A 21,992-nucleotide genomic window follows, 5' to 3' on the forward strand; every position below is an offset into this window, starting at 1 on the left:
GGTTTCCTTCAAAAACAAATGAATAACTTTCCAATGCTCTGGAACACAAGTATAAGCGCAATTAAAACGCAGGAAAGGCCGGAGCATTCCTACTTTGCCGAGGCATATGATTTCATGCAATCCTGGTTGAGCGGCCAGCAAACATTCACATTACAGACTTCCGGCTCGACCGGGACGCCCAAACCGATCCAAATTCACCGAAGCCAGTTGATCGCAAGTGCACAAATGACGGGCAAGGCGCTGGGCCTTCATGCAGGAACGCGCGCGCTTGTTTGTCTGAATGTACATTATATAGCAGGCCTGATGATGCTTGTCCGCGGGATGGAGCTGGATTGGGATCTGACGGTCATTGAGCCATCTGCCAACCCGTTGCTGGACGTTAATGGGCTTGATGCATTCGATTTCACTGCTTTGGTGCCGTTGCAACTGGGCGCTATCCTCGAAAATCCAAAGACAGAAAATCAGGTGAACCGATTAGGAACAGTGCTTTTGGGCGGAGCGACTGTTAATGTCTCGCTGCAAAGAAAAATTGAATCATTGAGCGTTCCGGTTTACCAAAGTTACGGGATGACCGAAACGGTTTCGCACATTGCGTTGCGAAAGTTGAACGGAGAAAATTTTTCAGAAGATTACCAATTCCTGCCCAACATTGTTTTTGGCACAGACGGTCGCGGCTGCCTGCACATTTCCGGACCGGTTACGAATGGTGAAGTTGTCCAGACGAATGATCTGGTTGAGATTGCCGGAGATACATTCAAATGGATCGGAAGGGCTGATAATGTGATCAATTCGGGAGGCGTTAAGATCGTTCTGGACAAAGTGGACGCGACCGTAGGCAAAGTGTTTTATGATTTAAAGATCGGGAATGCATTTTTTAACTGGTTCGTTTCGGATGAAAAACTGGGGCAGAAACTGATCCTGGTTGTTGAAGGAACCGCGAATACTTTTCAGGCAAAGGACATGATTGAAGAAATTAGAAAAAGCCTTTCCGCCTATGAAACGCCGAAACATGTTTACTTTGTGCAGCATTTTAATAAAACAACCACGGACAAGGTCGATAAGCGGCGCACGGTCCAACAACTTTTAGCATCTCAAAATGGATAAGAATATTCAGATCCCCGGTTACTACATCATTCGTTTTCAAACGGCCTCCGTCGTTCCGGCCCCTTATTCGCATTTTTATACATTAAAACTCGATATCGCTGCGAAGGACCAGCTTACGGTTGATTTTGACATTAAATATCTGGATCGCGATGAGCTGGATGAGGACGATCTGCTGGACGAAGGTTTTTCACCGGATGATGATTACGCCTGGAAAGGCAATGTTCCCGCGATCTGGATCGCGCAGTTTCAGGACATTATGACTTCTTCCAAAATCATCAGAAAAAGAGAAGAAAGTGAATTTGAGGATTTTGTAGAAATTGAGCTCGACGAGAATGGTAAAATGGTTACTATTTATCCGGTCGATAAGGAACGCTGGTCGTACTTCTTACAGGAGTTTATGCAGGCAGTTTTTGAAGCGGGTGGGAGAGAGATGCCATTTGAGCTTACTTACCTGGAAATTGACGGCGATAGCCAGAAGCAGCTGGACCTGCGCGCATCATTCGCAGAAAAATCGTTCACATTGGTAAAGGATAAAGCGCCGGCCCGAAAACTGGAATGGTCGCAGTTGCAAAAGGTTATGGACACGGTTTATAAGGCCGAGTTTGTGCCTGATAATGCTTCGGATAAAAAGCCTTCTAAGAAGGGAAAATACATTACTGCCGGAGATGGACTTTGGTATCAAATGGGCGTGGCGATCCTGGAAACAACCTCAAAAAGCCGGGATTTGGACAAAATTGAAGCTTTGTTCAATTCTTTATCCAAATAATTGCTGTTCAAATTATTAAGATCTGTACTGGTTCAGTTCCTGCTGCAATTCATCTACCAGCAGGCTGACCCTTTCCAGTGAAGGCTGCGGTGTAGGCAGTTGCAAACTTACAAATGCCTTCACTTCCCAAACTTCCTGCACATCCTGCAAAGGAACTTCTAATTCTTCAAACTCGGCCATATCGGACGTCAGAAGCAACATTCCCGAAGTTTTTACCTGATTAAATGCAGTCCTGTAAACGAATCCGTGGCCACGCAGGACAAACATGTATTGCAAACCATCCTTAATGTCATACCAATTCCTCACGAATGTTCCCACCAGTATAGAACCCGGGTAGGCAAAGTCTGCACCGCTTTCAAAGGCCCGGTAATAGCCCATAGGCAGGTTGGGAAGCTGAAAAACGGGAAGTTGGTTCAGATAGCCCGGATTTTGAAAGTTAGCAAGGTATTCCTGCTGTAAATTTTTTGCAACCCATTGAATGGTAGGGTAGTTAACTACTTTTTCTTCAACGGGTGCATTAAACTGGCTGCCCTGGAATTGGTTGTTAAAAACAGGCAGTTGTGAATCAGGACGAGCGCTCGCTGCCGGGTTTTGTATAGCTGGCTGGTTCTGTGGCTCGCCATTTACAGGCTTGAAATTGACCTGCTTGGAAACCATTCTGATCTCCGGTTCAGGCTGCTGATATTTTTCAATGATTTTTGACAAAGGCTGCGGTTCCGAAAAAGCCGGGATGCGGATCTGCGAAGGAGCAGGCGCATTGCCCGAATGCGACACCGTCATAGGCCGACCGGCATTCATGGGCAAAGACATATCCGGGGTTTCCCTTAATTTCCTAAGGTCATTTTTGAGCAGGTTATCCACTGTAATGCCAAACGCGGCCGCCATATTTTTCAAATTGGTCAGGTTTGGATTGGCACGGGCCTCTTCGTAAGCGCCAAGCAGAGAGCGTTTTATCGCGATCTTTCTTGCAAATTGCTCCTGAGTCAGGCCATTAAGCCTCCTGAGATATTTGATATTATTGCTGACGATACTCATGATGAATGCCTTTCAGGTTATTGGTAAATTTCCTTCTTAGCAGCTTTGAAAGTGTTGGTTAGCAACCCGCAAATGGTCATCAGGCCAACGCCTCCCGGAACGGGCGTAATGTAGCTAGTTTTCGGCGCGACGTCATTGAAGTTAACGTCACCCTTGATCGCAAAACCGCTTTTCTTGGTCTCGTCCACAACTCTCGTGATGCCCACGTCAATCACTACTGCTCCTTCTTTAACGTAATCAGCGGTCACAAATTCTGGTCGGCCAAGGGCAACGATCAAAATATCTGCGGTTTGGCAGATTTCTTTCAGATTCTGTGTTTTTGAATGTGTAATGGTTACCGTGCAATTGCCCGGATATTCATTACGCTGCATTAATATGCTCATCGGCAACCCCACGATCTGGCTGCGGCCGATCACTACGCAATGTTTTCCGCTGGTTTCGATCTTAGCGCGAATCAGCATTTCCAATATCCCAAACGGAGTTGCTGAAATGTAAGCAGGCAAGCCTTTGCACATTTTGCCCACGTTCACCGGATGAAAACCATCCACGTCCTTAGCCGGACTAACGGCTTCCATAATGGTGTTTTCAGAAATATGTTTGGGTAGGGGAAGCTGCACAATGAATCCGTCCACGTCCGGATCATTATTTAATCCTTCTACTGCATCCAAAAGTTCTTTTTCGCTTATGTCAGGCCCGAACCTCAGCAATGTTGAAGTGAAACCGATTTCTTCACAGCTTCTGATCTTGGATGCTACGTAGGTTTCGCTTGCGCCATCTGCACCAACGAGTATGGCGGCCAAATGCGGCTTTTTGCCACCACCGGCCACCCAGGCTTCCACTTCGTTTTTTATTTCAAACTTAATTTGGGATGAAATCGCTTTCCCGTCTAGTAACTGCATTATTGACTGATAATATTTTTGATAAGAATTTCCATTCCCGTAGTCGCCTTTTCCTGAATGAATGTCATGTTGGGTTTAAGGCTGATGTCGGGTTTTGCAGGATCGATAATATAAATAGGCTTGTCCGCGCCGACGTAATGCACGAGTCCGGCTGCCGGGTAAACCGCCAGCGACGTGCCGACAACCACAAAGATGTCAGCCTGTTCCGTAACATCCATCGCGATTTCCATCATCGGAACTTCCTCGCCAAACCAAACAATGTGCGGCCTCAGCTGGCTCCCAAGTTCACAGAGATCTCCCGTTTTTAGCTCCCAGGATGACATTTCATAAACCAGGTCAGGGTTCTTCGTGCTTCTGGATTTGAAAAGCTCGCCATGCAAATGGATTACGTTTGAAGAACCGGCGATCTCGTGCAGGTTATCGACGTTTTGGGTAATGATGGTTACGTCAAAATCTTTTTCCAACTCCACGAGCGCATAATGGGCAGCATTGGGCTTCACGTCCGCAGCCTGCTTTCTGCGCTGGTTGTAAAAGTCCAGCACAAGTTCCTGGTTACGCTGCCAGGCTTCCGGGGTGGCCACATCCTCAATGCGGAAGTTGTCCCACAAACCGCCATTGTCGCGGAATGTGCTGATCCCGCTTTCGGCACTGATGCCCGCTCCGGACAGCACTACAAGTTTTTTCATGATCTTTATTTTCTAGTGTGTAACTGATTTATTATTAGCTCTTTTTCGCTGCTTTGGGTGCTGCGGGCTTTTTAGCCGCCGGTTTCGCCGCTGCCTTTTTTGCCGCCGGTTTTTTTGCTGCCGGTTTTTTCTCCGCCACCTTTTTCTCTGCCGGTGCTTTTACAACAGCCGCCTTAGCCGCCGGTTTCTTGCCAAATCTTCCCGCAGGCTTGTCCGGTGTCTCTGCCGCCAGCTTCACCACTTCTTCATAAGTAAGCGATGCCGGTTCTGTTCCTTTTGGAATCTTAACATTCTTTTTTCCAAAAGCAATGTAAGGTCCGTATTTACCATTCAGCACTTTCGCGTCGGGATCTTCGGCGAACTCTTTGATGGTCCTGTTGCTGTCCTGTAAGCGTTTTTCAGTGATAATTTCGATCAGTCTGTCCTCGGTAACAGCCATTGGATCGTCTGTTCTTGCCAGAGAATAATATTTGCCGTCGTGCTTTACATATGGACCGAATTTTCCGATGTTGACGATCAGTTCTTTCTCCTCGTACAAACCTACTTCGCGTGGCAGTTTAAATAATTCAAAAGCTTCTTCCAGCGTAATGTTCTCCATCAGCTGACCTTTCATCAAGCTCGCAAATTTTGGTTTTTCCTCATCTTCCGCATCACCGATCTGCACATAAGGACCGTATTTACCGATTCTTACGGACACTTTTTTGCCCGTTGCAGGATCTTCGCCCAGATCGCGCGAAGTAAGGCTGCGGTCGATGGCTTCTTCGTTTGCCTCAGTTACTTTCTTCTGAAATGGCGTGTAAAAGTTCTTGATCATCTGGCGCCATTCGAGCTGGCCTTCGGCGATGTGGTCAAAGTCCTTCTCTACATTCGCCGTGAAAGAATAATCGATAATGTCATTGAAATGGCTGACCAGGAAATCATTTACGACCATTCCGGTGCTGGTAGGGAAGAGTTTTGCCTTTTCAGAACCGTAAATTTCTTTGTTAACCCTGCTGTTGATCTTATCGTTAGCAAGGGTCAGTTCTTTAAACTCGCGTTCGGTTCCCTGGCGATCCTCTTTTACAATGTATTCGCGTCTTAATATCGTAGAAATTGTCGGTGCGTATGTGGATGGACGTCCGATGCCCATTTCTTCCAATTTCTTTACCAAACTCGCTTCCGTATAACGCGGCGGGTTTCTTGTAAACCGCTCCGTTGCTTTCATATCCGCCAGATTGAGGATCTGGTTAATGTTCAGCGGAGGCAGCATTCCTTTCTGCTCTTCATCGCCTTCATCATCGCTGGATTCCAGATATACTTTCAGGAAACCCTCGAATTTAATCACTTCACCTTGTGCAACCAGTTCTTCCGAAGTCGTTGAAATAGCAATGGTTGCAGTGGTGCGTTCCAACTGCGCGTCCGACATTTGAGATGCAATGGCGCGTTTCCAGATCAGCTCGTATAAGCGTTGCTCGTTGCGGTCGCTGCTGCCATTCAATGTTGAGAAATCGGTTGGCCTGATGGCTTCGTGAGCTTCTTGCGCAGACTCGTTTTTGGTCTTGAATATCCTTTTATTATAGTAATCCTGTCCATATTCCTTCGTGATCTGAACTCGCGCTTTCTCCAATGCTTCCTCCGACAAATTCGTCGAGTCCGTTCTCATGTAGGAGATTTTACCAGCTTCGTAAAGCCGCTGCGCAACAGTCATGGTTTGCGCAACCGAAAAGCTCAGTTTCCGGGATGCTTCCTGTTGTAAAGTAGAAGTTGTGAATGGTGGTGCAGGTGTTTTTTTAGCTGGTTTAACTTCAAGGCTTTTGATAGAAAACTGCGCGCCGATGCATTTTTCAAGGAATTTCATGGCGTCTTCTTCCTGCGGGAAGTTCTTGGCAAGCTCTGCATTCAACACTTTACCATTTCCCAGATCAAAATGCGCGGTTATCTTGAAACTGCTTTTGCTTTTAAATGCGTCAATTTCCCTTTCCCTTTCTACAATGATCCGCACCGCCACAGACTGGACGCGCCCCGCAGAAAGGTTTTGCTTACCAATGCGTATTTTTTTCCAAAGCACCGGAGAAAGCTCGTAACCCACAAGCCTGTCGAGAATGCGCCTTGCCTGTTGTGCATCCACAAGGTCTACATCTATTATACGCGGTTTGGAAATCGCATTTTGTAAAGCAGTTTTCGTAATCTCCCGGAACACAATTCTTTTGGTGTCGTCGGGTAACCCCAATGCTTCTTTCAAGTGCCACGAAATCGCCTCTCCTTCGCGGTCATCATCCGTTGCGAGCCAAACTTCTGCGCCTTTGGCCAGTTTTTTGAGCTCGGATATCACCTTTACTTTGTCAGCTGAAATTTCATAAGAAGGCTGGAAACCATGCTCAACATCCACACCCATATCATGTTCCGGAAGGTCACGAACGTGCCCGAAACTTGACTTGACGGTGAAATCTGCTCCTAAATAACTTTCAATGGTTTTGGCCTTCGCCGGTGACTCTACGATCACCAGATTTTTTGACATAACTTTCGATTTAAGGGATCTTGTAGCACTTTGAATGTCCAAATATAGGGTACAATCCTGCAAAAAATCAAAGCACCGCCGAAAAGGTAGCTTAATTCGCCGATAATGCGACTGGCCTTATGAGGTGTTTTTTAAATTATTTTTTAAAAATCTTATTGGCAAGAACAAAAAGAATCAGGGCAAGGTTATCTAAATGCGTCGTTAGTATATAATGATGCTAAATAATGGCGAAAAACGGCAGGTAAGCCTCAGCTTCTCCCGTAAATTTGTATTTTCGCGTGTTTTATTGATCAAAAATCTTCCCCATAATTGAGGCGTATATTGAAATTTTCACTATGAACATTTATCAGGATTACATCAAGGAAATTGAAGAAAGAGCAACCCAGGGACTTCATCCTAAACCTATTGACGGCGCCGAATTGCTGGGAGAAATCATCGCTCAAATCAAAGATTCCGAAAACGAATACCGCAAAGATTCTCTTAAATTCTTTATTTACAACACATTACCCGGCACGACAAGTGCCGCCGGTGCGAAAGCCAGATTTTTGAAAGAGATCATTCTTGGTGAATCCATCGTGCCTGAAATAACGCCTGCTTTTGCTTTGGAGCTTTTATCGCACATGAAGGGCGGACCTTCAATCGGCGTTTTGCTGGACCTGGCATTGGGTGCGGATCACTCGGTGGCGAAACAAGCTGCGGAAGTGCTCAAAACGCAGGTTTACTTATATGATGCTGACACAGACCGTCTGAAAGAAGCATTTAAAAGCGGCAACGAAATCGCCCGGGAAATCCTTGAAAGCTATGCCCGCGGGGATTTCTTCACATTGCTGCCTGAAATACCGGAAGAAATTAAGATCGTAACATTCATTGCCGGAGAAGGGGACATTTCAACCGATTTGCTCTCTCCTGGTAATCAGGCGCACTCGCGCTCTGACCGCGAACTACATGGTCAATGCATGATCACAACCGCCGCGCAGAAGCAAATCAAAGCATTACAGGAAGAGCATCCTGACAAAAGCGTGATGCTGATTGCTGAGAAAGGCACGATGGGCGTGGGCTCTTCGCGCATGTCCGGTGTGAATAATGTGGCGCTTTGGACCGGTAAACAAGCAAGTCCGTATATTCCCTACGTTAACATTGCGCCTATTGTGGGCGGAACCAATGGCATTTCTCCGATCTTCCTTACAACGGTTGATGTTACAGGGGGAATTGGAATAGATTTGAAAAACTGGGTGAAGAAAGTGGACGAGAACGGAAACGTTGTTCGTAACGAAAGCGGAGATCCGGTTTTGGAAGAGGTTTATTCAGTTGCTACGGGCACTGTTTTGACCATTAATACAAAAACAAAGAAACTTTACAACGGCGATCAGGAACTGATTGACATTTCCAAAGCGCTTACGCCACAGAAAAAGGAATTTATCAGAGCAGGCGGCTCCTATGCCATTGTTTTTGGTAAAAAAATACAAACGGTTGCGGCAAAGATCTTAGGCATCGAACCTACGCTTGTTTTCGCACCTTCGAAAGAAATTTCAAATGAAGGGCAAGGCCTTACTGCGGTTGAAAAGATCTTCAACAGAAACGCAGTGGGGACAACGCCGGGTAAAGTTTTGCACGCCGGTTCTGATGTTCGTGTTGAGGTTAACATTGTCGGTTCGCAAGATATTACGGGGCTAATGACCGCTCAGGAACTGGAATCAATGGCTGCGACTACGATTTCGCCGATTGTGGACGGGGCTTATCAATCTGGTTGCCACACCGCATCGGTTTGGGATAAAAAAGCGCAGGCTAACATTCCGAAACTGATGAAGTTTATGAATGACTTCGGCCTCATCACAGCGCGTGACCCGAAGGGCGAATATCACTCGATGACCGATGTGATCCACAAAGTCCTTAACGACATTACCATTGACGAATGGGCAATCATCATCGGTGGCGACTCTCATACGAGAATGTCCAAAGGCGTTGCTTTTGGTGCTGACTCGGGAACTGTTGCCATTGCACTTGCAACCGGTGAAGTTTCAATGCCAATCCCGGAATCCGTCAAGGTAACATTCAAAGGTGACATGAAAGGTCACATGGATTTCCGTGATGTCGTTCACGCCACACAGGCGCAAATGTTGCAGCAATTTGGCGGCGAAAACGTTTTCCAGGGCCGCATCATTGAAGTGCATCTGGGAACATTACCTGCCGACCAGGCATTTACATTTACCGACTGGACTGCGGAAATGAAGGCGAAAGCTTCCATTTGTATTTCAGAAGATGACACTTTGATCGAATCCCTGGAAATTGCTAAAAACAGGATCCAGATCATGATCGATAAAGGCATGGAGAACCATAAGCAGGTTCTTCAAGGACTGATCAACAAGGCAGATAAGCGCATTGCTGAAATCAAATCCGGTGAAAAACCTGCTTTGGTGCCTGATGCAAATGCTAAATATTATGCAGAAGTTGTCATTGATCTTGACGCGATCGTTGAACCGATGATTGCCGATCCGGATGTAAATAATAAAGAGGTTTCAAAGCGTTACACCCATGATACAATCCGTCCGCTTTCTTTTTATGGAGAGGACAAAAAAGTTGATCTTGGTTTCGTAGGCTCTTGTATGGTTCACAAAGGGGATTTGAAAATCGTTTCTCAAATGCTCCGTAATCTAGAAGAACAAAAAGGCAAAGTTGAATTCTTCGCTCCGCTGGTTGTGGCCGCGCCGACTTACAACATTATAGAAGAGCTGAAAAAAGAAGGTGACTGGGATGTTTTGCAAAAATACTCAGGCTTTGAATTCGACGATAACGCTCCGAAAGTGGCGGCGCGTACGGAATATGAAAATATGATGTATCTGGAACGTCCGGGCTGCAACCTTTGCATGGGTAACCAGGAAAAGGCCGCAAAAGGCGATACAGTTCTGGCTACTTCGACCCGTCTTTTCCAGGGAAGGGTTGTTGAAGATTCGGATCGTAAAAAAGGAGAGTCATTGCTGGCATCTACGCCGGTGGTCGTTTTGTCCGCAATCCTCGGACGCATTCCAAACATTGAGGAATACAAAGCGGCGGTGGTTGGCATTGACCTAACGAAGTTTGCACCGCCAGTTAAACAATTGGCGAGATAATCGATACTGGCACAGTTGTTGACGCGTGTGAATGTATTAGCATAAATAATAATTACTATGGCTTTTGACTTAGACATGATTAAGGGCGTTTATGCCCGTATGCAGGAAAGGGTGGAAGCTGCTCGTAAGATAGAGGGGCGGCCTTTAACGCTTGCAGAAAAGATTTTATATTCCCATTTGTGGGAAGGAACCCCTACACAGGTTTACGAGCGCGGCAAGTCCTACGTGGATTTTGCTCCCGACCGTGTGGCTATGCAGGATGCCACCGCTCAAATGGCGCTGTTGCAGTTCATGCAGGCCGGGCGGCCGCAGGTTGCAGTTCCTTCAACGGTACATTGTGATCACCTGATCCAGGCAGAGGTTGGGGCAACGCAGGATTTGAAAAATGCGGTTGACAAGAACAAAGAGGTTTATGACTTCCTTTCTTCGGTTTCCAATAAATACGGCTTAGGGTTCTGGCGCGCAGGTGCTGGTATCATTCACCAGGTTGTGCTTGAAAACTATGCATTTCCGGGCGGTATGATGATCGGGACGGACTCACACACGCCTAATGCAGGTGGTTTGGGAATGATTGCGATAGGTGTGGGTGGCGCGGATGCCAGTGATGTAATGTCCGGTTTGGCTTGGGAGCTTAAAATGCCCCGTTTGATTGGTGTTAAACTAACTGGTAAGCTAAGCGGATGGACTGCTGCGAAAGACGTCATTCTTTGGGTTGCAGGACAGCTGACTGTAAAAGGCGGAACCGGCTACATTGTCGAGTATTTCGGTGATGGTGCAGAAAGCATTTCAGCCACAGGCAAGGCGACGATCTGTAATATGGGAGCTGAGATCGGTGCTACTACATCGATTTTCGCATATGATGAAAGAAGCGCTGCTTATCTGAGAGCAACCGAAAGGGCTGAAATCGCAGATGCAGCGGACAACATTAAGTCATATCTGCGGTCTGATGACGAGGTTTACGCAGATCCTGCGACCTATTATGATCAGTTGATCGAACTGGACCTTTCTACACTGGAACCACACGTAAATGGACCTTTTACACCGGATTTGGCCTGGCCTTTGTCTAAATTCGCCACTGCGGTGAAAGAAAATGGCTGGCCGGAAGTGCTTTCGGTTGGGTTGATCGGATCCTGTACAAATTCAAGTTATGAGGATGTTAGCCGTGCGGCGTCTCTTGCGCAGCAGGCTGTGGATAAGAAACTGACTGTAAGCTCGGAATATACCATTACGCCAGGTTCGGAACTCGTTCGCTATACGGTGGAACGCGATGGATACCTCGATACATTTGCCAAAATCGGCGGTGTTGTGCTCGCGAATGCTTGCGGACCTTGTATTGGCCAGTGGGCACGCCATGGGGCTGAAAAAGGAGAGAAAAACTCCATTATCACTTCCTTCAACCGTAACTTCTCGAAACGTGCGGATGGTAACCCCAACACGCACTCATTCGTAGCTTCGCCTGAGATCGTAACTGCGCTGGCCATCGCCGGTAGGCTTACTTTTGATCCGCGAACAGATAAGCTGGTTAATTCGGAAGGTGTTGAAGTAATGCTGGACGAACCAACCGGTTTGGAGCAGCCGATAAGAGGATATGCCGTAGAAGACGCCGGTTACCAGGCTCCTGCGGAAGATCCAAGTCAGGTTCAGGTTTTGGTAAGCCCAACTTCGGACCGCTTACAATTGCTGGAACCGTTTGCTGAATGGGAAGGGACAGATCTAAAAGGTTTGAAACTCCTTATCAAGGCGAAAGGAAAATGTACGACGGACCATATTTCAATGGCTGGCCCATGGTTGAAATACCGTGGTCACCTCGATAATATTTCCAATAACATGCTGATTGGTGCGGTAAATTATTACAATGAAAAAACCAACACCATCAAAAATCAGCTTACCCACGAATATTCGGAAGTCCCCGCTGTGCAGCGTGATTACAAAGCGCACGGGATCGGAACGATCGTTGTAGGTGACGAAAACTACGGAGAAGGTTCGTCCCGCGAACACGCAGCGATGGAACCGCGTTTCCTTGGCGTACGTGCCATTTTGACAAAATCATTTGCCCGTATCCACGAAACGAACCTGAAAAAGCAGGGAATGCTCGCATTAACCTTCGCTAATACAGGTGATTATGATAAAATCCAGGAAGACGATACGATTGACATTGTCGGACTGCAAACTTTTGCAGAAGGTCAGCCGCTAACCATCGTTTTGCACCATGCAGATGGCACAAGCGAAGAGTTTCCGGTAAACCACACTTACAATGAGCAGCAGATCGAATGGTTCAAAGCAGGTTCGGCATTGAACATTATTCGCAAATCGGTTGCGGCAGCGTAGTCTTGTTGACATTCATGTATAAACGCAAAAAAAAGGCTTCCATACGGAGGCCTTTTTTGCATAAAGAGTAATCACCAAATGAATACAGAACCAATATTTTATCCCTCTGGGATTTGACGCTAACCGACCTTTTGCTACCGATATTTTATCCCGCCGGGATTTGACATTCACCTTAATATCCTGGCTTTTTGCCTGGTGTAGGATTGGATGAAAAAGATGAACATGCCCATCATAATCGACACGTCGGCCATGTTAAAAATGCCGGTTTGGAAGAAGCCAAGGTTAATGTGCAGAAAATCGGTTACCGAACCGTGCATGAGCCTGTCATAAATATTTCCTATGCCGCCGCCAATGGCAAAGCTCAGCGCCAGCGCGCTCATAAGCGTGAGGTTTCTTTTCAACAATATGTAGGCAACGCCAAAAAAGAGCACGATCAGCGGAATAACCGAGAGTAAGATGACCTTCATCGTGTGCGGAAGCCCCGCGCCAATGCTTAGGAAAGCACCGGTGTTTTCTACGTAAGTGATCGTCACAATGTCTTCCACAACGCTTATCGTTTGATAAAAACCGACATTTTTGCGAACGACATTCTTTGATATCTGGTCGCAGCCGAAGTTGGAAATAAGGATCAAAAAGATGGCTATATTCCTGATCAGCCGGTCCGATTTTATATCAAACATTTATTTCGAGAACGATTTAATAGATGCAACTTTCACTTCCTTAAACTCAACTTCCGATCCTTCCGACTGCAAAGCAATCTGTCCTTTCTGTGCAGTCGCATTATAACCGTAATTAACCATCACGCCATTCAGCCACACCTTGATCGAATTTTTTACACATTCGATCGTCATGGAGTTCCATTCACCCAGCGGCTTTTCCGTGCCGTCCGTCAGGTTGGGGACTCTTCTTAGTTTGTCGCCGTTGACGCCCCATTTTTCTTTCGGTCCACGCCTTTTCTCCATATCAGGCACCGTAATGTCTTCCTGAATACACCAGAAATCACCGGCATTCTGATTCATCAGCTGCACCTCGATGGATTTTGGAAACATTTCATAAAGCGCCCTGGGCGTAGAAACGAAAACAAGCGCGCCGCAATTGCCCGGCTTACCAGCAAAGCGATATTGAAATGTGAAACGAAAATTCTCATACTGATCATTCGTAATCAAATGTCCCCCCGGCGTTCCAAGGCTTATTAACAGACCATTACGCACAAGGAACGGTGTTTTCAGCGCAGGATCTTTATCCATATCAGGCACGTCAATGTGCCAGCCTTTTAAGTCCTTGCCATTGAAAAGTGTTTTTGTCTGGCTCTGTGATTGGTGGGAAACGCTAAGAAAGAAGAAGATGCAGAAGGGCAAAAGTATTTGTCTCATCAATGAGCTTATTTCAGGTTAGGATATCATTTAGAACGGAAAAATTAAGCAATTATCCGCTCAGTGCAATCACCGCCGTATTAAATGTAGAAGATTAAGATTAAATTGGCCGCTTCCGTTTTCATTTTAAAGCTGCTATGAAAAAACTCATTTACCTGTTTTCGCTCACATGCTTTGCGGGCAACGCTTTTGCGCAAAAGATTAATTATGACATTTCTTTCCCCAATCTCATCCACCACGAAGCCAGCATTGCTGCAACGGTCACCGATGCGCCTCAGAAAGAACTGACATTCCGCATGAGCCGCTCATCGCCCGGTCGCTATGCCACACACGAGTATGGAAAGAATGTGTACGACGTAAAAGCAATGGATAAAGCAGGCCGCGACATGGCAATCCAACGTGTTGACGGCGATGTTTATAAAGTTTCAGGATTGAACGGTTTTGTAAAAGTACAATACACGCTTTACGCCAATCATGCCGACGGGACTTACGCCGGTTTGGATCAGAACAGCATTCACTTGAATGCACCCGCCACTTTTCTATGGGTAAAAGAATTGCAGAATGCACCGATTGAGGTAAAATTCAATTTGCCCAAAGAAGGAAAATGGACCATTGCCACACAGCTCAAACCTGCCGCCCAACCAAACACATTCGGCGCAGCCGATCTGCAATATTTAATGGATTCTCCGATCAAGATCGGGAAGCTCGTCATGAAGGAGTGGACATTGAACAATCCGGATAAGAAGCCCGTGAAATTCAGACTTGCGCTGGAAATTGCCGGAAGTGATTCACTGGCAGACAGTTTTGCAGCGAAGATCAAACGCATTACACAGGAAAGCCAGATGATATTCGGCGAATTTCCGGCTTTCGATTTCGGCCAGTATACATTTCTTGCCAGCATTAATCCCTATGTGCGGGGTGATGGCATGGAGCACCGCAACAGCACGATGATCTCGATTCCCACTGCTTTCACTGGGGCAAATAATTTGCTGGGCGTATTTTCCCATGAGTTTTTTCATGCCTGGAATGTCGAACGCATCCGCCCGAAATCGCTCGAACCATTCAATTTTGAAAAAAGTAACATGAGTTCCGAGCTTTGGTTCGCCGAAGGTTTTACGCAATATTACGGCGACCTTATTCTGGCCCGTGCCGGCTTTGATTCACCTGAGGAATATTGCCAGACATTGAGTTTTTTGGTAAATACCAAAGAAAATACAGCTGGTGCGAAGCGTATTTCGCCAGTCCAGGCTAGTAATAATGCGGTTTTTGTGGATGCTGGTGTCTCGATTGACAAGACAAATTATCCCAACATTTACACTTCCTACTATCCTTACGGCGCGTCCATTGCATTGGCGCTTGATCTGCAACTGCGTGCGCGGGGGCTCACTTTGGACGGATATATGCAAGCCGTTTGGCAAAAGCTGGGAAAACCGGAAATAGCCTATCAGGTGAGTGACCTGGCGGATGTGCTTGTGGCTTACAGCAAGGACAAAACGTTTGCAGAAGGTTTTTTTGCAAAATATATCAATGGCCACGAATCCTTCGACTATGCGCCATTGCTTCAAATGGCTGGCTTGACTTTGAAAAGACAGTTTGCCGGCAAAGCATGGGTCGGAGATGTGCGGTATAAGGAAGGAACGGAGCTTACCATTTTATCCAACACAATCATTGATTCACCCCTGTACAAGGCAGGCCTGGACATTGACGACCAGATATTGAAACTGGATGGGAAAACTGTGACAACGCAAGCTGAGTTAAATGTCATCCTTAATGCGCACAAGCCGGGAGAGGAAATTGGCATTGAATACCGTCACCGCGAGGATGTCAAACTTGGCATGATCACATTCATGGAGAACCCGAAATGGGTGGTAGAACTAAATGAAACGGCCGGCATGCCTGTGACAGAAGAAATGAAAAAATTCCGCAGAGACTGGCTTGGAACGAAGATCAAATAACTGCATAGTGATTGAAAAAAACAGCAAAAGCCGGGTTATGCCCGGCTTTTGCTGTTGATAACGGTTTCATCAATGCGTGATCACCAACTTTTTCGTTTCCGTTGTTTCTCCATTTTTAATTTGAAGCAAATAAACCCCCGCAGGCGCATCAGGCAGCTTAATTTTTGCTTCCTGCTTGCCAGTTCCTTTTATTTTCGCAGTATGCCAAACGCGACCGCGAATGTCAGTAACGGTGATGGTTGCTCCATCCGGGCTGGAAAGGTTGAATTTAGCATTAAACTCTCCGGGTGCGGGATTAGGGAACACATTCAGGCGTTCGTCAGCTCCGCCTGGATTGAGCATGGTTTCCGGCGCGCCCAACCTTGCATTGTTCTGCCCGCTGCTGGTGAAGCAAGCCTTATCTTGTCTGATACTCGGGCCATTTAAGCCTTGGATACGCACCGTGTTATTGCCTGCCGCAAGCGTCACATTAAACACCTCCTCACGAAATACAATGTTCCAGGAATATGTGGCAGGCAGATTAGCCGCTGCAATTGCCGTAGCACTGTTTACCGAAATTGAAATGTTAGGATTTGAACTCGCCGAATAGCGCAATTTCAGCTGGTAAGTCCCGGCACTCGGCACGCCATTCACTGCATAATCCACATAATGGTTGGAGTTTTCCTTCAATCCCCGTGTGCTGCCGCCGGAAGCATTGGGATCGCCGGAAATCGCGCCGTTACCGGCCTGTAACTCCGATTCCAGGCACAATGCAAAGTCACCGCCGACCGGAGGCGTGCAGTTGCTAATGTTCAAAGTTACCGTTGCCGTTTTATCCGCGCAGCCGTTTTTCAATGCTTTCACGGTGTAAGTATAGGAACCATTTGCGCCCGGCGCCGCAATGTTGATCGAGCTTCCGGTTTGGTTGATGCCATTTCCTGTCCACGTGTAAGTCACGCCGGAGCAATCTGCGCCCGTGCAACCGGATGATAATGTAACATTGGCAGAGCAGGCCGGATTTGTGTTGGAAGCGTTTGCCGTGACGTCAAATGCGCAAGTCGGTTGTTGCGGGTTTTGTCCGCCCGGGCCGGTCACGCATATTTTGTCCTGCCGAATGCTGGCTCCCGGCAGTCCCTGGATCCTGAGCGTATTATTGCCCTGATTCAATGATACATTAAATGTTTCCTCACGCCAGACAATGTTCCACGAATAAGTAGGAGGGAAACTGGCCGAAGATAAAATCACATTGCCATTCACTGAAATGCTCGCCTGAGCAGCAGCATTGGCATAATAGCGCACTTTTACCTGATGCGAACCGGTCGCTTTCACCCCATTGACGGCGTAATCCACGTAATGATTGTAGTTATCCTTATCACCCCTGGTGCTGCCATTTGAGGCATTAGGATCTCCGGTAATCGGGCCATTTCCACTTTGGTTTTCCGCTTCCAGACATGCGCTGAATGGATCACCACCGACCGGCGGCGTGCAATTGGTAATGTTCAATGTTACCGTTGCGGTCTTGTCCGCACAGCCATTTTTCGATGCTTTTACGGTGTAAACATAGGAACCGTTTGCGCCGGGAGCCGCAATGTTGATTGAGCTTCCTGTTTGGTTAATGCCATTTCCTGTCCAGGTGTACGTTACGCCCGAGCAATCTGCACCCGTGCAACCGGATGATAATGTAACATTGGCAGAGCAGGCAGGATTTGTGTTGGAAGCGTTTGCAGTAATGTCAAATGCACAAGTCGGTTGTTGCGGGTTTTGTCCGCCGGGGCCGGTCACGCATATTTTGTCCTGCCGAATGCTGGCTCCCGGTAATCCCTGAATCCTGAGCGTATTATTGCCCTGATTCAATGTTACATTGAATGTTTCCTCGCGCCAGACAATGTTCCAGGAATAAGTGGGAGGAAAACTGGCCGATGGTATAACCACATTTCCATTCACAGAAAAACTTGCCTGCGCTGATGCGTTGGCATAATAACGAACTTTCACCTGATGCGCCCCTGTTGCTTTCACACCATTGATAGCGTAGTCCACGTAGTGATTGTAATTATCTTTATCACCCCGCGTGCTGCCATTTGAAGCATTCGGATCGCCGGTTATAGGGCCATTTCCACTTTGGTTCTCTGCTTCCAGGCATGCACTGAATGGATCGTTGCCCACTGGCGGGTTGCAATTGCTAATGTTCAAAGTCACTGTCGCCGTTTTGTCCGCACAGCCGCTTTTAGATGCTTTTACAGTGTAAACATAGGACCCGTTTGCACCCGGAGCTGCAATGTTAATCGAGCTTCCCGTTTGGTTAATGCCATTTCCTGTCCAGGTGTACGTTACGCCGGAACAATCTGTGCCCGTGCAATTGGTTGATAATGATACATTTGCAGCGCAAGCTGGACTGGTGTTGGAAGCATTCGCTGTGATATCAAATGCGCAGGTTGGTTGACCATTGCAGCCTCCATCTTTCATAGGGCAGAAATAAGCATCCAACCAGCTGAGCCTTTGCGTAATGTAATTGTTGACGTATGCCAAACCTCCCGAACGATTGGCGCCGCCGTAATTGTCTTGTGAAACGGCTGCGTCGCGCTCGTAAATCAGATTGGAATTGAGCAAATTATAATTTGCCTGGAAACGATTTTTAAGGTCGGCTTCTGCGAGAATATTTTGCCTGAGCTCGAAATATCGGGTGGCGAGTTTGTTTTTGAAGCCATCGGGATTGGTACGAAAGAGCTTTTTGAATAGTCCGTTTTGCCTGTCACCCTGCGTTTTATTACTTCTTACCCCATCCGGAAAGTAGCCCCAGGCCCCGTCGAGATCCCAGGGAATAAAAAACCAGGGCTGTCCCTTGTCGTAGCGACCGATAAAATAATTCTTTTCCATGTTATCCTCCACTGACAACAGGTTTAGGAAAATGAAATAGTCAATAACATTTTCCTGCTTAAAAAGCGTCCAGATGTTAGCACGGAACTCATCGTCGGATGATTCAATAACGCCTTTCAACAAATTCTGATGACTGTTCCAGTCGCTGTAATCGGGATATTCCAATTCCCAGTTCTGCCATTCTTCCGCGCCGGGCGAAGGCCTGGCCACACCAATTCCTTCCCATGCGGCGGAAAGCGACCAGTCATCTGCTTTGAACAATTCGCCTCTGATCACATCGCCATCATTCTTCTTCAATTGCAGTTGCTTGCGGTCCATATCCTCACCGATCATATATACACCTTTGTAGGATTTATTCATAAAAACCTCCACATATCTGGTGCGGATTGAAGACACTGCAGACGGCTCCGATGAAGCGTAATACAGCTTATGCATATCAATCCAAAGGTTATGCGAAACATTGTTTGTAGAGCGCAATTCCTCATTCCACATGCCAAAAAATAGCCAGCGCTTATCGCTTCTCAACCCTAGAATGGATTCATCTTTGTTCTTTCCCTGTGCATCTTTGAACTGGACACGGTAATTCTTTTTCGGGAAAAATGACGAGCTGTTACCACGGATCCGGATCGCCATATTGGAAATCAGCGGAGAATTTGTGGCTTCCGCGATCGATATGCCGCCAGGAATTTCTTCTTCCAGGTTGATCTGAGCGGGATCCGGCACGTCCAGGTTCACCAACGGGAGCTGCGTGAAGTATAAACTATATTGCTGTCCGCCGTTTGTCACCAGGTATTTCACTCCATATGTAAGTGTCGTAACACTTCCTGAAAATGTAAAGACTTTCGCCCCGAACTGCATTTGAATAGGAGAGCCTGTTATCTGGGACGCGGTTGGAACCTGGTTACAGACAATCATTTTGCGCCCCTCGTCTACATAAAACCTGTAATTGTCCGCGGGAATTTGGGCGTGCGCACCTAGTGAGACAACCCATAATAAGGTTAAGTAAAAGAGGTTTTTCATCATATTAAGTTTTGTGTATAAAATGCTAACCGATATTCGGATAGTGCATTTCAAACTTAATATATTTACATGCTACAACCTTACCGAATAATAACTGAAAACTACCGTTTATTTATAAAAACCAGCCGTTAATCCAAATATTATCAAATAAATTCCTGGGTTGAGATAGAATAATTTTGTAGAAATTGCTAAAAAGATGTTGTCTGTAATGAGCATGGCAGTCGTCATTCCTGTTTCTCTGAAAGATACTTCCAGTAACGCTTCGGCACGTGGCGGATGTGCAGTTTCATGTTTTTCCGCGCCGGAATGTTGACACTGCGGAAGTAATCTTTCCAAAGCAGCGCATATAATTCCTCTTGCGGATCAAGCACATTAACTGGAAGCGCATTGAGGGCCGGAGACATTTCCGCTGTGAAATCAAAAGTGATCTCTTCTACTTTTTCAAGATCGTAGAATAACCCGTATTTCCGTTTCAAATCGTAGATAATCCACTTCTGGTCGGCGTAGCGGTTTTTGAAATGATCTATGAGTAAGGGCAGCACATTGAAATCGGGTTCAATGTGGGCGTAGAAGATATGGTCGGCCGTTTTTTGAAAGCGAATAAAAGCTTCCATCCGATGCTTTTCCCGATGAACTTTATGGCTCATCTGCGAGATTTCTAAAACATATTTGTTTCCGAAATTAGCCTCGGCGCCCGGCGGACTGTCGATAATGTAACGGATAAATTCAAACAGATCCTGAAATGTAGCGGGCTGCTCGGAAAGGAATGCTTTATAGATAGATTTCATCCAGTTGCTATCCAGCTTTTTGGCCAAACCCTTCCACACCCGGTTTGCTTTCGCATCGTCACTAATGACAGTGAATGCTTCCTTGAAAACATCAGGCACGTAATGCGTTTGACTGACAAGCTTTACGGCCTCAGATTTTTTCTGATAACATTCAAAAACTGCCGTTAGCAAACCCTCCAACGTCCCGTCAAACACAAATATTTCCATCAGAAAATAGAAAGCTGGTTCTTGGGGACTTTCGTGTATTTACTGCTACTTTCCGACAAGATCACCGCCTTAATGTGCCCTGCTTCATAGTCCCGCAGTTGCAGCGGACTATCGGCATAGCGGATAAAATGTTTGGCTTTATTGAATGAGATCCCGATCTTTTTAAGCTGGTCCTGGTGAAGCCTGCCGAATTTTCTGGCCTGAACAATTTTCAAAGCAGAACCCACGCCGATGCCCGGCACACGCATGATCATCTTATAATCGGCCGTATTGACGTCAACGGGGAAATCTTCGAGGTGCCTTAATGCCCAGCTCAGTTTTGGATCAATGTCCACATCGAGATTGGGATGGGCATCATTCAAAATTTCCTTGACATCGAATCCATAAAAGCGCATCAGCCAGTCTGTCTGATATAACCGGTTTTCCCTGATCAGCGGCGGCTGTGAGCCTATAACAGGCAATCGGGCATCCTGGCTGATGGGGATATAGCCTGAATAATAGACCCTTTTCAGGGAAAAATTTTTATAGAATGTATTTGCCGTATGCATAATCTCCTTGTCGGATTCCGGCGTTGCGCCAATCACCATTTGCGTGCTCTGACCGGCCGGCACAAACTTCGGGACTGCCTTAATAAGCCCTTTTTCGCTCGAAAACTGCGTAATAGTCTGTTGAATGTAGTTCAGCGGCTTTTTCACATCCTCGTGTGACTTTTCAGGAGCGAGTAATTTCAATCCCGATTCGGTGGGCATTTCCAGGTTAATGCTCATCCTGTCGGCATACATGCCCGCCTCTTTCAACAACTCTTCACTTGCTCCGGGAATGGTTTTCAGGTGAATGTAGCCATTGAAACGCTGCTCGTTCCGCAGCTTTTTTACAATCCTTACCAGCCTCTCCATGGTATAATCGGCATTTTTGAAAATACCGGAGCTCAGGAAAAGGCCTTCAATATAGTTGCGGCGATAAAAATTCATTGTCAGCTCCACCACTTCATCCACCGTAAATGCCGCTCGTTTGATATCATTGCTGCGCCTCGAAACGCAGAATGCGCAATCGTAAATGCAGTGATTGGTGAGCAGGATTTTGAGCAGCGATACGCAGCGCCCATCCTCGGTGTAGGTGTGACAAATCCCCGTTCCTTCCGCATCGCCAAGTCCCTTATTTTCATTCTTTCTATTACTGCCACTGGATGAACAAGATACGTCATACTTAGCTGCATCCGCCAAAATTTCCAACTTCTCACGAATCCTCTCGAACATATATTTTTTTGAATAAGTGGACTTCCTCTAAAATATTGTGAAGCACTAACCAGTTATAACAACGATATTTGCGTTTTGATAGTGCAATATAGTATCAAATATTTGATACGCACAGAAT

The 21,992-nt window shown here is 46.5% G+C and carries 14 protein-coding genes; 5 read left to right on the forward strand and 9 right to left on the reverse strand.

The window, feature by feature from the left end; genetic code table 11:
• Nucleotides 1-18 precede the first annotated feature (18 nt).
• Both L0660_RS18445 and L0660_RS18450 read left to right on the forward strand, forming a co-directional pair.
• Nucleotides 19-1,104: an AMP-binding protein gene (locus L0660_RS18445; RefSeq protein ID WP_235160695.1), complete on the forward strand. Its 1,086-nt coding sequence runs from the start codon at nt 19-21 to the stop codon at nt 1,102-1,104.
• On the forward strand, nt 1,097-1,870 hold the full coding sequence (locus L0660_RS18450; protein WP_235160696.1) for a hypothetical protein: 774 nt from the start codon (nt 1,097-1,099) through the stop codon (nt 1,868-1,870). The genes L0660_RS18445 and L0660_RS18450 overlap by 8 nt, the downstream gene beginning before the upstream one ends.
• Before the next feature lie 15 nt (nt 1,871-1,885).
• Here L0660_RS18450 and L0660_RS18455 read toward each other — a convergent pair whose 3' ends face one another.
• Genes L0660_RS18455 through topA form a run of 4 tightly spaced genes read right to left on the reverse strand, consistent with a single transcriptional unit; the run spans nt 1,886 to nt 6,987 of the window.
• Nucleotides 1,886-2,905 carry a helix-turn-helix transcriptional regulator gene (locus L0660_RS18455; protein WP_235160697.1) on the reverse strand — a complete coding sequence of 340 codons (1,020 nt, stop codon included), beginning with the start codon at nt 2,903-2,905 and terminating at the stop codon, nt 1,886-1,888.
• Between the two features lie 17 nt (nt 2,906-2,922).
• Entirely contained in the window at nt 2,923-3,804 is an 882-nt protein-coding gene (locus L0660_RS18460; protein ID WP_235160698.1) for a bifunctional 5,10-methylenetetrahydrofolate dehydrogenase/5,10-methenyltetrahydrofolate cyclohydrolase, read from the reverse strand.
• Nucleotides 3,804-4,490: an NAD-dependent deacylase gene (locus tag L0660_RS18465; RefSeq protein ID WP_233798036.1), complete on the reverse strand. Its 687-nt coding sequence runs from the start codon at nt 4,488-4,490 to the stop codon at nt 3,804-3,806. Before L0660_RS18465 ends, L0660_RS18460 begins: the two co-directional genes overlap by 1 nt.
• Nucleotides 4,491-4,524: 34 nt before the next feature.
• Nucleotides 4,525-6,987, reverse strand: coding sequence for a type I DNA topoisomerase (gene topA / locus L0660_RS18470; RefSeq protein WP_235160699.1), 2,463 nt, complete (start codon nt 6,985-6,987; stop codon nt 4,525-4,527).
• Nucleotides 6,988-7,322: 335 nt separating this feature from the next.
• Between topA and L0660_RS18475 the strand changes: the two genes are divergently transcribed.
• On the forward strand, nt 7,323-10,094 hold the full coding sequence (locus tag L0660_RS18475; RefSeq protein ID WP_235160700.1) for a bifunctional aconitate hydratase 2/2-methylisocitrate dehydratase: 2,772 nt from the start codon (nt 7,323-7,325) through the stop codon (nt 10,092-10,094).
• A gap of 57 nt (nt 10,095-10,151) precedes the next feature.
• On the forward strand, nt 10,152-12,422 hold the full coding sequence (locus L0660_RS18480; RefSeq protein WP_235160701.1) for an aconitate hydratase: 2,271 nt from the start codon (nt 10,152-10,154) through the stop codon (nt 12,420-12,422).
• Nucleotides 12,423-12,589: 167 nt separating this feature from the next.
• Here the strand turns inward: L0660_RS18480 and lspA are convergent, their stop codons facing one another.
• A complete protein-coding gene (lspA, locus tag L0660_RS18485; RefSeq protein WP_233798040.1) occupies nt 12,590-13,102 on the reverse strand; it encodes a signal peptidase II in 513 nt (170 codons plus the stop codon).
• A complete protein-coding gene (locus L0660_RS18490) occupies nt 13,103-13,795 on the reverse strand; it encodes a DUF1080 domain-containing protein (protein ID WP_235160702.1) in 693 nt (230 codons plus the stop codon). It abuts the gene before it with no gap.
• Nucleotides 13,796-13,932: 137 nt separating this feature from the next.
• On the opposite strand from L0660_RS18490, the gene L0660_RS18495 reads away from it, so the two are divergent.
• A complete protein-coding gene (locus tag L0660_RS18495) occupies nt 13,933-15,750 on the forward strand; it encodes a M61 family metallopeptidase (RefSeq protein ID WP_235160703.1) in 1,818 nt (605 codons plus the stop codon).
• A gap of 69 nt (nt 15,751-15,819) precedes the next feature.
• Here the strand turns inward: L0660_RS18495 and L0660_RS18500 are convergent, their stop codons facing one another.
• The 3 genes from L0660_RS18500 to L0660_RS18510 form a co-directional block, all read right to left on the reverse strand.
• Nucleotides 15,820-19,626, reverse strand: coding sequence for a CotH kinase family protein (locus tag L0660_RS18500; protein WP_235160704.1), 3,807 nt, complete (start codon nt 19,624-19,626; stop codon nt 15,820-15,822).
• Between the two features lie 221 nt (nt 19,627-19,847).
• Nucleotides 19,848-20,618, reverse strand: a complete 771-nt coding sequence (locus tag L0660_RS18505; RefSeq protein ID WP_235160705.1) for a TIGR03915 family putative DNA repair protein — start codon at nt 20,616-20,618, stop codon at nt 19,848-19,850.
• On the reverse strand, nt 20,618-21,874 hold the full coding sequence (locus L0660_RS18510) for a putative DNA modification/repair radical SAM protein (RefSeq protein ID WP_233798045.1): 1,257 nt from the start codon (nt 21,872-21,874) through the stop codon (nt 20,618-20,620). The genes L0660_RS18505 and L0660_RS18510 overlap by 1 nt, the downstream gene beginning before the upstream one ends.
• Nucleotides 21,875-21,992: the final 118 nt, after the last annotated feature.

It is taken from the genome of Dyadobacter sp. CY351 (genome assembly GCF_021502625.1).
In the GTDB taxonomy this organism is placed as follows: domain Bacteria; phylum Bacteroidota; class Bacteroidia; order Cytophagales; family Spirosomataceae; genus Dyadobacter; species Dyadobacter chenhuakuii.

Bases quoted from the DNA above. Each gene is read 5' to 3' on its own strand.
- L0660_RS18495 (WP_235160703.1), top strand. From the start codon at position 13,933: ATGAAAAAACTCATTTACCTGTTTTCGCTCACATGCTTTGCGGGCAAC.
- L0660_RS18465 (WP_233798036.1), bottom strand. From the start codon at position 4,490: ATGAAAAAACTTGTAGTGCTGTCCGGAGCGGGCATCAGTGCCGAAAGC.
- L0660_RS18475 (WP_235160700.1), top strand. From the start codon at position 7,323: ATGAACATTTATCAGGATTACATCAAGGAAATTGAAGAAAGAGCAACC.
- L0660_RS18445 (WP_235160695.1), top strand. From the start codon at position 19: ATGAATAACTTTCCAATGCTCTGGAACACAAGTATAAGCGCAATTAAA.
- L0660_RS18450 (WP_235160696.1), top strand. From the start codon at position 1,097: ATGGATAAGAATATTCAGATCCCCGGTTACTACATCATTCGTTTTCAA.
- lspA (WP_233798040.1), bottom strand. From the start codon at position 13,102: ATGTTTGATATAAAATCGGACCGGCTGATCAGGAATATAGCCATCTTT.
- L0660_RS18490 (WP_235160702.1), bottom strand. From the start codon at position 13,795: ATGAGACAAATACTTTTGCCCTTCTGCATCTTCTTCTTTCTTAGCGTT.
- L0660_RS18500 (WP_235160704.1), bottom strand. From the start codon at position 19,626: ATGATGAAAAACCTCTTTTACTTAACCTTATTATGGGTTGTCTCACTA.
- L0660_RS18455 (WP_235160697.1), bottom strand. From the start codon at position 2,905: ATGAGTATCGTCAGCAATAATATCAAATATCTCAGGAGGCTTAATGGC.
- L0660_RS18480 (WP_235160701.1), top strand. From the start codon at position 10,152: ATGGCTTTTGACTTAGACATGATTAAGGGCGTTTATGCCCGTATGCAG.
- topA (WP_235160699.1), bottom strand. From the start codon at position 6,987: ATGTCAAAAAATCTGGTGATCGTAGAGTCACCGGCGAAGGCCAAAACC.
- L0660_RS18510 (WP_233798045.1), bottom strand. From the start codon at position 21,874: ATGTTCGAGAGGATTCGTGAGAAGTTGGAAATTTTGGCGGATGCAGCT.
- L0660_RS18460 (WP_235160698.1), bottom strand. From the start codon at position 3,804: ATGCAGTTACTAGACGGGAAAGCGATTTCATCCCAAATTAAGTTTGAA.
- L0660_RS18505 (WP_235160705.1), bottom strand. From the start codon at position 20,618: ATGGAAATATTTGTGTTTGACGGGACGTTGGAGGGTTTGCTAACGGCA.